12 protein-coding genes are annotated in these 12032 nt (G+C 62.5%); 6 read left to right on the forward strand and 6 right to left on the reverse strand.

Annotation, left to right across the window (positions count from 1 at the left end):
* The first annotated feature begins 9 nt into the window (after window positions 1–9).
* Genes GGR38_RS10140 through GGR38_RS10150 form a run of 3 tightly spaced genes read left to right on the forward strand, consistent with a single transcriptional unit; the run spans window position 10 to window position 2557 of the window.
* Complete coding sequence (locus GGR38_RS10140; protein ID WP_183625130.1) at window positions 10–1128, forward strand: KpsE/RkpR family capsule polysaccharide export protein; 1119 nt, start codon at window positions 10–12, stop codon at window positions 1126–1128.
* Window positions 1129–1130: 2 nt separating this feature from the next.
* On the forward strand, window positions 1131–1913 hold the full coding sequence (locus tag GGR38_RS10145; RefSeq protein ID WP_183625132.1) for an ABC transporter permease: 783 nt from the start codon (window positions 1131–1133) through the stop codon (window positions 1911–1913).
* The gene (locus tag GGR38_RS10150) at window positions 1910–2557 is read left to right on the forward strand and encodes an ABC transporter ATP-binding protein (RefSeq protein WP_183625134.1); all 648 of its coding nucleotides are present in this window, start codon (window positions 1910–1912) and stop codon (window positions 2555–2557) included. The genes GGR38_RS10145 and GGR38_RS10150 overlap by 4 nt, the downstream gene beginning before the upstream one ends.
* Window positions 2558–2566: 9 nt before the next feature.
* Here the strand turns inward: GGR38_RS10150 and GGR38_RS10155 are convergent, their stop codons facing one another.
* From GGR38_RS10155 to GGR38_RS10165, 3 genes are read right to left on the reverse strand one after another with little or no spacing between them, the layout of a single operon-like run.
* A complete protein-coding gene (locus tag GGR38_RS10155) occupies window positions 2567–4315 on the reverse strand; it encodes a glycosyltransferase family 2 protein (RefSeq protein ID WP_183625136.1) in 1749 nt (582 codons plus the stop codon).
* 14 nt (window positions 4316–4329) lie between these two features.
* Window positions 4330–5313: a hypothetical protein gene (locus tag GGR38_RS10160; RefSeq protein WP_183625138.1), complete on the reverse strand. Its 984-nt coding sequence runs from the start codon at window positions 5311–5313 to the stop codon at window positions 4330–4332.
* Window positions 5310–6227, reverse strand: a complete 918-nt coding sequence (locus tag GGR38_RS10165; RefSeq protein WP_183625139.1) for a capsular polysaccharide export protein, LipB/KpsS family — start codon at window positions 6225–6227, stop codon at window positions 5310–5312. Before GGR38_RS10165 ends, GGR38_RS10160 begins: the two co-directional genes overlap by 4 nt.
* Before the next feature lie 178 nt (window positions 6228–6405).
* Between GGR38_RS10165 and GGR38_RS10170 the strand changes: the two genes are divergently transcribed.
* Entirely contained in the window at window positions 6406–7554 is a 1149-nt protein-coding gene (locus GGR38_RS10170) for a polysaccharide biosynthesis/export family protein (protein ID WP_246404462.1), read from the forward strand.
* A gap of 85 nt (window positions 7555–7639) precedes the next feature.
* On the opposite strand, the gene GGR38_RS10175 is transcribed toward GGR38_RS10170, so the two are convergent.
* The 3 genes from GGR38_RS10175 to GGR38_RS10185 all read right to left on the reverse strand — a co-directional run bounded on the left by GGR38_RS10175 (window position 7640) and on the right by GGR38_RS10185 (window position 10020).
* Entirely contained in the window at window positions 7640–8080 is a 441-nt protein-coding gene (locus GGR38_RS10175; RefSeq protein ID WP_183625142.1) for a hypothetical protein, read from the reverse strand.
* A 131-nt stretch (window positions 8081–8211) separates the two neighbouring features.
* Window positions 8212–9345 (reverse strand): capsule biosynthesis protein, encoded by a 1134-nt coding sequence (locus tag GGR38_RS10180; protein ID WP_343059063.1) that lies wholly within the window; start codon window positions 9343–9345, stop codon window positions 8212–8214.
* Window positions 9346–9639: 294 nt separating this feature from the next.
* A complete protein-coding gene (locus GGR38_RS10185; RefSeq protein ID WP_183625146.1) occupies window positions 9640–10020 on the reverse strand; it encodes a hypothetical protein in 381 nt (126 codons plus the stop codon).
* Between the two features lie 93 nt (window positions 10021–10113).
* Here GGR38_RS10185 and GGR38_RS10190 point away from each other — a divergent pair, with 93 nt between their 5' ends.
* Both GGR38_RS10190 and GGR38_RS10195 read left to right on the forward strand, forming a co-directional pair.
* Window positions 10114–11151 carry a mannose-1-phosphate guanylyltransferase gene (locus tag GGR38_RS10190; protein ID WP_183625149.1) on the forward strand — a complete coding sequence of 346 codons (1038 nt, stop codon included), beginning with the start codon at window positions 10114–10116 and terminating at the stop codon, window positions 11149–11151.
* A 10-nt stretch (window positions 11152–11161) separates the two neighbouring features.
* Window positions 11162–12001, forward strand: a complete 840-nt coding sequence (locus GGR38_RS10195; protein ID WP_183625151.1) for a class I mannose-6-phosphate isomerase — start codon at window positions 11162–11164, stop codon at window positions 11999–12001.
* Window positions 12002–12032: the final 31 nt, after the last annotated feature.

Genomic DNA, 12032 nt, shown 5'->3' on the forward strand with positions numbered 1-12032 from the left:
AGAGGCGCTATGAAAGTCCTGTCGACTCAATGGCTGTGGCGACAGCGCTGGATCGCGGCGGTGGTGGTTTTGCCCACACTGGCCACGGCCGCCTATGAGGGGCTGTTGGCCTCGGACATCTATGTTTCGGAAAGCCGGTTCGTCATCAAGGCCCCGGCGCAGAAATCGGCACAGATCTCGACGCTCGCCAATCTGATCCAGACCACAGGTCTTTCGGGGGGGCAGGAACAGGCCAATGAGGTGATCGACTATATCCGCTCGCGCTCGGCGCTGGCGGCGGTGAACCGGGGCGGGGCGGTGGCGGCGATGTTTGGCCGGGCAGGGGTGGATGCGCTGGCGCGCTATCCCGGCGTGCTGGGCCGTCCGGGGCAGGAGCATTTGTTTCGTTATTACAGCGCGATGGTCAATGTGGCGATGAACCATGAGACCGGGCTGGTGGTGTTGAAGGTCAAGGGTTTTGCCCCCGGCGATGCCCAGCGTCTCAACCAGCAATTGCTGGGGTTGAGCGAGGATCTGGTCAATGTGCTGAACGCGCGAGCCGAGGGGAAGCAGGTGGCCGAGGCCGAGCGCCGCGTGGCGCTTGCCGAGGCGCGGGTGCAAAAGGCGCGCGCCGCGCTGGGCGCCTATCGCAATGCCGAGGCCTTGATCGACCCGGCGCGTCAGGCGCAGGGCGCGCTCGAGGTGGCCAATCGGCTGGTGGGTGAACAGGCCGCCGCGCAGGCGCAACTGGACCAGATCCGCGAGGCCACGCCGCGCAATCCGATGATCCCCGCGCTTCTGGAAAAGATTGCCGCGATGGGCCGGGCGGTTGCCGGACAGAATGGCCGGGTGATGGGCCCACCAGGCGCGATTGCCTCGAAAATGGCGGGCTATGAACGGCTGGCGCAGGAGCAGGAATTTGCCGCGCAAAACCTCAATGTCGCCAATGCCGCGCTGGAACAGGCGCGGGTCGAAACGCTGCGCCAGCAATATTATCTGGAACGCGTGGTCGATCCCGCGCTGCCCGATGAACCGGCGCTGCCGCATCGGATCAAGATCGTGCTGACGGTGCTGGGCGCCTCGCTGTGCCTCTATTTCGTGGCGTGGATGTTCATCGTGGGCATCCTTGAACATGCGCCGGAGGATTGACCATGGCCGCGCTCCATCAGGGCTGGGCGATCCAGACGCGGGTGATAAAGGCGCTCATCATCCGCGAATTGACGACGCGCTTCGGGCGGGAGAACATCGGCTTCCTTTGGGTGATGGCCGAGCCTTTGCTCTTTGCGGTGCTGGTGGGCCTGCTCTGGCGCTTTGAAAAAGGGCCGCAGGAGCATGGGGTTTCCATCATCGCCTTTGTCGCCACCGGCTATCTGCCGCTGGTGATGTTTCGCAGCACGGTGCAGCGCGCCTTGGGCAGTTTCGCGGCCAATTCCAGCCTGATGTATCACCGACAGGTCAAGATCCTCGACCTGATCCTCGTGCGTTTTTTCGTCGAGATGATCGGGCACATGATGGCCTATCTGTTCATCGGTACAGTGCTGTATGCGCTGGATGAATTTCCGAGGCCGCATGATCTGGGCTATCTGCTGCTCGGCTGGTCCTATTACGCGCTCTTCACGCTGACGCTGGCCACGATTGTCGCGCCTTTGTCCGAAATGTCCGAGGTGCTGGAAAAGGTCATGCCGGTCACGACCTATCTGATGGTGCCCTTTTCCGGCGCCTTTTTCATGGCCGACTGGCTGGCCCCCAATATCAAGGCGGCGGTGCTGTGGTCACCGCCGGTCCATGCGATGGAGATGATGCGCTATGGCGTGTTCGGCGATGCGGTCTATCCCCATTTCAGCCTGACCTATACGCCGGCATGGTGTTTGCCGGTGCTGATGGTGGGGCTGATGCTGTGCCGGCATGTGCGCCGGGTGATGGTGGTCGAATGATCCGCTGCACGGGCCTCGTCAAATCCTATCCGGCCGGGCATGGGCGCAAGCTGGTGCTGGGCGGGGTGGATCTGACCATCGGGCGGGGGCAAAAGCTGGGCGTGCTGGGGCGCAATGGCGCGGGCAAGACCACGCTGATCAAGATGATCGGGGGCGTGGAAATGCCCACCACCGGGCGGATCGAGCGCAAGATGACCGTGTCATGGCCGCTGGGCTTTGGCGGCGGGTTTCAGGGCAGTCTGACCGGTTATGACAATGCCCGTTTCATCGCGCGCATCTATGGCCGGGACTATCGTGAAATTCAGGATTTTCTTGAGGATTTTACCGAGCTTGGGCGGCAATTGGCGATGCCGGTCAAAACCTATTCATCGGGAATGCGCGCGCGTCTGGCCTTTGCGCTCAGTCTGGCGATCGAGTTCGACTGCTATCTGATCGACGAGGTCATTATGGTGGGCGATCAGAATTTTCAGCGCAAATGCCACGAGGAAATCTTCGTCAAACGGGCCGACCGCGCACTGATCCTGGCATCGCACAGCGTTGAGACCATCCGCCAATATTGCGACATGGCTTTGCTGATCGACCGGGGAACGGCCACCGTCATGGACGATATTGACGAGGCCATCGCGCTTTATTCCAATATGTGAATGTACGGCCTATAGCGCGATGCGATAAGTTTCCGATGTGGGGTCCAGCGCGGGGTGATGCAGGGGGTCGACATAGGTTGCCGTGCCCCAGCGCTCCTGCAGCAGGGCCAACTCGCGCCGATAGCGTTCGACCTGCGTGGCATGGGTGTCGCGCGCGCGGCTCTTGCTTTCGTGATGGATCAGCACTGCGCGCGGCTCATAGATGTTGTGATAGCCCGCTGCCTGAAGCTTGAGGCACAGATCGACATCGTTGAAGGCCACCGCAAAGCCCGTTTCATCCAGCCCGCCGACCTGATGGAACAGCGCCTTACCAACCAGCATACAGGCCCCCGTAACCGCCGATACGCGATGGGGCACATGGGCGCGGGCGAAATAGCCCGGATCGCCATTGCGCTGAAACCGATGCGCATGGCCCGCCGCCTGACCCAGCCCGATCACCACACCGGCATGCTGGATCGTGCCATCGGGATAGAGCAATTTTGCCCCCACCGCCCCGACACCGCGCCGCACCACCTGTCGCACCATCGTCGAGAGCCAGTTTTCATCCATGATCTCAATATCATTATTGAGCAGGCACAGATATTCGCCCCGCGCCTCGCGCGCGCCAAGATTGTTGAGCGCGGACCAGTTGAAGGGCGCATCCTGCCGGATCACGCGCACGCGCGGATTGCCCGAAACGCGCGCGAAATAGTCCAGCGTCTCGGCCTCGACGCTGCCATTGTCGATGATCAGGATTTCGATATTGCGATACCGCGTGCCGTTCAGAACCCCGGTCACGCATTTGCGCAAAAACTGGACCTGATCACGGGTGGGAATGATGATCGAGACCAGCGGCTGCATTTCCGGCATCGGCCAGTCGACCGCCACAGTGCCATGCGCGCCGATCCGCGTCGATGCGCCCAGCGGCGCGACATGGTGGGCCACCGCCGCCGCCCGCGCGGCCAGCGTATCGGGATCATGCGCGCCCACCGCCTGACGATGGGCGATCACGCGGGGCACATGGACAACCTCTGCCTGCGCGGTGATGTTGATCAGCATCGCATAAAGCCCCGCCGCCGAGAGTGCGGGATGGATCGGCGGCGTCGCCAGCGCATCCTCGCGCCGGATCAGACAGGCCGTTGACAGATAATCATGCGCCAGAAACAGGTCCGGGTTCCATCGCGGTTTGAACCACGGATGGCTGCGCAGACCCTTGCGGCTGATGCGGTCCTCGTCGCCATAGAGCGCGGCGGCTTCGGGATTGGCCACCACCGCCTTGGCCAGATGATAGAGCGCATCGGGCGCCAGCAGCACATCGGCGCCCAGCGGCAGGACATAGTCGCCGGTCGCGCCTTCTATGCCCTGCATCAGCGCCTTGGCCGGATTGTCGGTGCGTCCGGGCACCAGCGTCAGGCGCGGCACCACCGGGGTGCGGGTGGGCATCGCCTCGCGCGATTGGGCCAGCACCATTTCCCATTCGCCATAGGTCTGCGCCTCAAGCGCGGCGATGCGGCGTTCGACATCGGCGGTGGATTCGCCCGGCGCATGATAGACCAGCACCGAAATACGCGGCCGCACCGGCCATTCGGGCCAATCCTGCGCGGCCTTGGCCAGCATTTCAGGGCGCCGTTCGACCAGAGCGATCCAGTCGCGATAGGCATTGGGGCCCTGTTCCAGACAGGCGCGCAGCCGATTTCGCGCGCGCGCTTTCTTACCCGTCAGACGCCAATAAAGCGCCTCTGCGGCAAGTTTGGGTCGGCGCAGGGCCGTATAAAACAAGATTTTGTAAAAATTCACCATTGCTCGATGGGTAAAATCCTTTGCCACATCTCTTGTTGCACTGCAAAACGTTGGACGCAAGGCAGGCTTTTGCTAAAACTCTGTGCTATCCATTGCAATTCATAGCGCCGATGGATGCATTGGGTGATCGTTTCACCCCATTCCTCTGGCCGGTCGGGCGCCATTAACGCGCCCTCGCGCCCCTCTGCAGGGGGCCAGCCCTGCGGATAGAGCCCCACCGCGCCCATGATTGCATGTTCTATCAACTTGTTGGCCGAACGCGCGCGGTCGAACGCGGTCTGCGCCAGAGGGTAAAGCGCAAGATGGAACCGGTTGCGCGCCATCCAGCGTTGATATTCGGGCCATGTCATCGGTTCGATCCTACGGGCGCGGCTGTGGCGCTCCAGCCCCTGATCGATGGTGCGGGGTGCAAAATAGGTGAAACGCAGATCCTGATGTTGGTCGAGCAGATCGCGCATGATCGGCGCGATGGCCGCCAGAGCGCCGCGATGGCTGCCGCTGCCCAGTTGCACGACCTGTAAAGGCGCGCCGCGCGCCAGCGGGGCAAAATGCGCGCCATCGGCCAAGGGTTGCCGCCACGCCGGATCAATCCGCATGATCGGCCCGGCGCGATTCCGAGCCAACCTTTGCGCCAGCACATCCGAGGCGGCCAGCACAATATCGGCCCGCGCCAGCAGATCGCGGTGAAACGCCTGTTCGAACCGCGCCAGCCGCGCCCGATAGGCATCGGGCAGCAGCGGACAGACCGCCCCCGCCGCGACATCATCGTCGATCACATAGACCATCGGCCCGCGCCAGTTCAGCGCCATGCGCATCACCTCCGGCCTGTCCTGCCGGATCAGCACGAAGGCATCGCCCGCGATAAAGGCATTGGCCCCTGCCGCCCGGATCGGCCTCTTGCCCCATCCGAAACGTGGGCGCACCCATGGCGCCATGGCATTGCGAAAATAAAGGTCGGTGGAGGGCAGGCGGCTCATGCCCCAAGCCAGCGGGTCCGCGCCCGGGAGGCATGGTCAATCGCGCGCTCCACCGGCCAGATTGCCCCGCCGCACGGGTCGACATAGCGCGCCGCCTCGACCATCGCGGCATGGACCAGATCCTCGATTTCGGCCTCACCGCGCCGCACCGGGGCAGGCATGGTGTCCCGCGTCAGCCCCCATCCGGCATAAAAAGGCATGCCGAAACAATGCACTGGCCGCCCATGCAGCAGCGCCTCAAACCCGATCAGCGAAGTGACCGTATAGACCGCCGAAGCCCCCCGGATCAGCCGCACCGGATGGCATCCATCGTCGATCACCCGGATGTGCGGATGATCGAGCGCCGCCGCCGGAATACATCCCGCCTTGCCATGGGTGCGCGCATCGGGATGGACCTTGACCAGCACATCATGGCCAGGCCAGTTCCGCAGCGCAGCCTCCACCATGGCGGCAAAATCCGCAGCATCGCCCAGCCCCATCGCCACCGACAGATCACCATGGCATTGATCGGCCACCAGAACATAGCGTTCAGGCAGGGCCCCGGCATAGTCGCGCGCATGGTTGTATTTCGACAGGCCGCTGCTGCGCCATTGCGCGATCAGCGCGCGCGCGCGGCGGGCCTGATCCGGGTTGGCCCCGCGCGCGGTGGCGATCTCGATCCGGCTGGGGCGCGAGGCGTCGTAGTAACAGCCAAGATCATCGACGATCAGCGAGAGCGGCGGATCATGGCGCGCCACCGAGCGCAGAAACCCATCCTCCAGCAGGGCAAAGGGCCGCCGCAACAGCCGCGCCGCCATTTCCGCCCGCCGCCCTGAAGGCTTGCGCCCCCAGCCGACCAGCGCGCGGCCATGATCGGCCAGAAAGGCATCCAGATGGGAAATGCGGCCGATCGCGCGATTGGTGGGGATGGCCATAGGCTCCGGCTTTTCGTTTTCAGATGGGCGATGATTATCCCCGCTCCGCCGCCTTGAGTATCGCGGATGCATCCGTATTGCGCCGTAATCTGGAGCCAACTGTTCGTGCGGAGGGGGCCGGGCCGGTGATATGCGCAAAGGGCGGGGCAAGGGGCTGCGCGCGGGATCTGAGGTCGGCATGAACAGGATGAGCGTGAGGCAATTGGTGGCGGTCTTGCCCATGATGCTGGGCGCCTGCGCCACCTTGCCGGTCAGCGGGCCGACCGGGCGGCAGGTGATGGCCCCTGCGGTGGGGCAAGAGGGGCAAAAGGGTCAAGAGGGGAAGTCCTTTCGCATCGTCGCGGTGGATTCGCAGGCCGCTCTGCCGGTGGCGCCGGTGCTGGCCGGGGCGGCGGGCGATGATGGCGCCGCCTCGCCCACCGATATGATCGGGCCGGGCGATATGCTCGATATCCAGATCTATGAGGCAGGCGTCAGCCTGTTTGCCGGCACGCGCCCGACGGCCGCAACCATTAATGGCGCGGCGCAGGCCGAGCGACTGCCCGCGATGCGCGTGGACGATAGAGGCGAGATCTTTGTGCCCTTTATAGGGCGGATGCGCGCGGGTGGGATGACATCGACGCAACTGGCCGGGGCGATTCGGGGGGCACTCAAGGGCCTGTCGCAAAATCCGCAGGTGGTGGTGGGCATCGCCCAGTCGGTGACCAACAGCGTCATTCTGGGCGGCGAAGTGGCGCGGCCGGGGCGATTGGTGCTGACCAGCAACCGCGAAACCCTGCCCGAGGTGATCGCGCTTTCGGGCGGCTATCGGGGCGAGGCCAAGGATCTGGCGGTGCAGGTGACTCGCGGGGCGCAGGCGCAGGAATTCCGCCTTGCCGAAGCGATGCAGGGCGCGGCGCGCGACTGGCGCATCCGCCCCGGCGACCAGATCGAGATCATCAAAAAGCCGCAGACCTTTGCCGTTCTGGGCGCGGCGGGCCGGGTCGAACAATTGCCCTTTTCCGCCCCCTCGGTCAGCCTGGCCGAGGCGCTGTCGGCGGCGGGTGGGCCCAATCCCAATCTGGGCGATGCCAAAGCGGTGTTCATCTTCCGCTTTGATGCCGGCGGGGCGGGAGGCGCGGAGGTACCCACCGTCTACCACATCAACATGATGAACCCCGGCAGCGTCTTTCTCGCCCAACGTTTTGCCATGCGCGACAAGGACGTCCTCTATATCGGCAATGCCGCCGCCAATCAGCCCGGCAAGCTGATCCAGCTAATCAGCCAGTTGTTCAGCCCGATCATCGCGGTACAGGGGGCTTTGGTGAACACCGGGGTGGTGAGGTAGGGGTTTTGGGTTTTGCTTCGGGTGGGCAAGGGGACTTGCCCCTTTGCAATCCCGGTATTGTCGGCGTGGTGCTATGGCGGCGGATTTAGATACCGGTCAAAACGGCTTCCTCGACCTCGCCCTTTATCAACTGACCTATGTCGCGATGGAAAGTCGCTAATTCAGGGTAGTTAGTGAGGAAGGCGCCACGCGCTCGATACTGAGGTTCAACATCGTCCGCGACTTCAAACCTCACGGCAAGGTTGCCCCTGCTATCGGCGGGCGCGATTTCCAATCGGATGATAAGATCATCGCTTTCCAGCAAATTGAAACCCCACTGCGCAACGACTGGTTGCCCCTCGGTGATGGGAAATCTTGCAAGGGCCTCTCCAAATTCCTGCACGTCTTGCCATTGCGCACAGAATCCGCCTTTGCCAGAGAAGCGATCTGTTTCCACGGCAATCCAAAGTCGGCCAAAATCGTCTTGCGGCAAATTGCGATCAAAGAAGCTTGGATCATGCCTATATCGAAGGGTGAGCTTGCTCATCGCTATGATTTTGCAGGTATGCGCAATGTCCGCAATGGTTCCGTGTTCGCCCTACCCACAAACCAAAACGCCGACAGTAACGTGATTGCAAAGGGCCCCCCGCCCTTAACCCGCCGGAGGCAAAGCAAACCTCACCCCATCAACCGCTCCACCGCATTGGCGATCAGGATCTGCGTGGCGGACTCGCTGGCCAATCCGCCGCGCACCAGGCAGTGGCGGTGCAGCACCCGGCAGAAAGCATCATAGATCACGCCATCGGGCGGCGTGGGGGCGGTCCAGAATTGCGCCAGCGGTTGCTCATCAACGATGCCGGGGATGGCATAGACCGCCCGGCCCAACGCCTTGACCGGGATGCCGCCCGCCAGCGCAAAGGTGGCCGAGGTGGAATTGACCACGACCATCGCCCGCGCGCCTTGCGCCAGCGTATTGAGATCGCCGCCCGCCAGATGGATCAGCCGCTCGCCCAGCCCCAGCGCCTGCGCCCGGTCGCGCACATAGGCGCCCCATCCGCCCAGCGTGGCGTCGAGCGGATGTTCCTTGATGACAAGGCTGGTTTCGGGCGGGGCATGGGCGGCAAAGCTGGCCAGCACATAGTCGGCGGCCTGACGCATCGAGGAGAAGGGGGAGTGGACGCGAATTTGATAATCCGAGGACAATTGCAGGGGGAAGAGGAAATAATCACGCCCCTGCAATTTCTTGAGCGCGCTCTGCGCTTGTGCTGCCCGTTGCCCGCGTGTCAGATATTTGGCGACCCAGCCCAATCCTTCCAGCATGATCGAGCCGGGCCGGTGCGAGCGGTAGAAGGGATAGCGCAGGACCATCGCGCCCAGCACCATATGGCCGAAATAGCCCCATGTATCGCGCACCCGTCGCCCCAATGAAGCGCCAATAGGCGGCAGGGGCGCAGGGCTGGGCAGACTGCGCGCGGCGGCCAGAATATCCTGCGGGCGGCGCGGCAGGGGAGAGTGGCCATTGACCCCGTCGCGCTCCAGCGTCAGCCAGTTGGGGCGGATATAGCCCTCTTCGAACACATGTACCCGCACCCCGATAAGGCGTGCCATCTGATGGGCCGCCATGTGCATGGGGCGGCAATCGCCGAACAGCACCAGATCGGTTATTCCCGACCGGCGCAGATAGTGGTCAATGAACAGCGGCCACCCTCCCTGCGTGCCGCGATAGTTGGTGGCGCGGTGAGCCCCGGAGGCGTCGATAATCGCGCCAGGCCAGTCATGCTCGTCACCTCCATTCAGGTTGATGCGACGCACTTCCTGTCCGTTTTTGGCAAGGGTTTGAGCAAGTTGGTAGAAGAATGGGCCCGGCGGCCCCTGTAAAAACAGGAAACGGCGAGCATCCTTGGCGGCTGGCCGGGCAATCTGGTGGTCCTGCCGCCCCGCCGGAATGAAAGGGGCGCGCGGTAATAGCGCCACCGCGCTTTTACGCCCGAAAGAGTTTGCTGGCCTTGCCTGCACATTGAGTCGAAAGACGCCGGAGTCTGACATGGGCATCCCATTGTGGGGAATAGTTAACGGTGATCTTTTTGTAACGCGCTTGTTTATTGGCTATAAATCCAGAAAATAGAGCTGCTTTTCCGCTTTTTCCATTAGTAACTCCTCCGTATTGGAATTAATGATGTTTGGGTGTGATGGGCGGCCCAAGCGTGGCTGAGGGATAGAAGGATTGCGCCAAATTGGCGTCCATATAAAAATATAATATCCTATAAGGTAATTTTTACTCTCCGATTTTGCTGCGTCGATTGCTCGCGGCTCGGCCCCGATGCTGTATTCCCCGCCTGCAGCAGGCATTTCAGCGCGATTTTTACCCTGTCTGTCGCCCCGGACAGCCCGGCAAACGGGCGTATTTCCGACTTCTGCGTTTTCGTATGAAATGGCGTCTTCCAGCCAAAAACCGGATTTTGTTTTGAGCCACTGTGCGAAATGCAATAAACTGGGATCATGGTCGATATGGGTGGATTTACGTGCCCTGCTGTGGCACTCGCCAATTCAATTCTCGTGATTCAGCGGTGAAAGGGCAACATGCAGAAGATTACCCCGGTTATTCTGTGCGGCGGTAGTGGCACCCGTTTGTGGCCGCGCAGCCGTGCGGTGAAGCCCAAGCCGTTCCTGCCGCTCGTGGGGAATGTGACCCTGTTTGAACAGGGCATTGCACGGGCCAGCGATCGCGCCATTTTCGATGCGCCCATGATCGTGACCGGCACCAAGCATCTCGATCATGTTGAAAGCCAGTTGGGCGGCGCTCCTGATGCGCGGATTCTGGTGGAACCTTCAGCGCGCAACACGGCAGCGGCGATTGCTCTGGCCGCTTTGCGCATGGCGCCCGATGATGTGATGCTGGTCTGTCCCAGCGATCACCATATCGGTGATCCGACCAGTTTTGTGACCGCCGCGCAGGCCGCCGGGCGTCTGGCGCAGGAAGGTTGGCTTGTCGCATTTGGCATTACGGCAACGGCGCCGGAAACCGGATTTGGTTACGTCAAGCGCGGCGAGGCGATCAGCGCGGATGGCTTCAAGGTCGACCGCTTTGTCGAAAAGCCGCATCTGGAACGCGCGATGGAATTTCTGGCCGAAGGTTCCTATGCGTGGAACGGCGGGATCTTTGCGATGCGCGCGGGCGATTTCCTCAAGGAACTGGGCACTCACCGCCCCGCCATTCTTGAAGGCGTGGCGCAGGCGGTGGCCAACGGGACCGTCGATGGTCAGCGTTTCCATCCCGATGCCGCCGCCTTTAATGCGGTGGAAAGCGATTCGATCGACTATGCCGTCATGGAAAAGACCGACCGCGCCGCTGTGGTTCCGGCCAATATGGCATGGTCCGACATCGGCAACTGGCACGCTCTGTGGGAGGCGCGCGAGAAGGACGAAGCGGGCAACAGCGTGATCGGCGAGGCGGAACTTGTCGGCTGTCGCAACGTTCTGGTGGAAAGCGACGGGCCGAAGGTTTCGGTGGTCGGCCTTGAAGGCGTCATGGTGGTGGTCGATGGCAGCGATGTGCTGGTGACCAGCGTGCCCGGCGTGCAGAAGGTCGGCAAATTGCTGGGCGCGGTGAATCAGTAATCGGCGGATCATGACGCAGGAGGCGGTTTTGAGCGAGATTCTGCTGCCCATCAGACAGGTGGAAAAGCCTTGGGGCTGCGAAGTTCTGCCGCGCCCCTTTGTCGCGCCTGAAGGGGCGCGCATCGGCGAAATCTGGTTCGAACCGCCTACGCAACTGCCTGAACTTCTGGTGAAATATATCTTCACCAGTGACAAGCTTTCGGTTCAGGTTCACCCCAGCGACCGCCAGACGATGGCCAAGGGTCTTGGTCGTCAGGGCAAAGAGGAATGCTGGCTGGTGATCGCCGCCGAGCAGGACGCGCGCCTAGGCATCGGATTTGACCGCACGGTCGACACCGAAACCTTGCGCGCCGCCGCGCTGGATGGCCGGATCGAGGATATGCTGGTCTGGCATAAGGTCTCCCCGGGCGACTTCTTCTATATTCCGGCCAACACCGTCCATGCCATCGGCGCAGGCGTCAGCGTGATCGAGATCCAGCAGAACAGCGACATCACCTATCGCCTGTTCGATTATGGCCGCCCGCGCGAATTGCATCTGGACGAAGGCCTGGCGGTCTCGCTGGGCGAGGTTTACGATCTGGCGCGCTGGCATCAACGCCTGCCCGAAACGGGCACGGTGGCGCTGGTGGACGGGCCCTATTTCCGGCTGGACCGGGTCAATGGCGTGGCCGAACAGGACCTTTTGGCGCGCTATCCGCAAGGGCCGATGCTGGTGGTTCCGATTTCGGGGCTGGTCATGGTCAAGGGTGAAACGGTGCCGCCGGGCGCCTGCGCAAAAGCTGCCGGTTTGGAGGAGATTAGCTGGGAAAGCGATGCGCTTTGGCTCGTCGCCCAGCCGCTCTTAGAGTAAACACATAGATCTGAAGGGCGAACATAAACCG

The sequence above is a fragment of the Novosphingobium sediminicola genome (genome assembly GCF_014196525.1).
GTDB lineage: Bacteria > Pseudomonadota > Alphaproteobacteria > Sphingomonadales > Sphingomonadaceae > Novosphingobium > Novosphingobium sediminicola.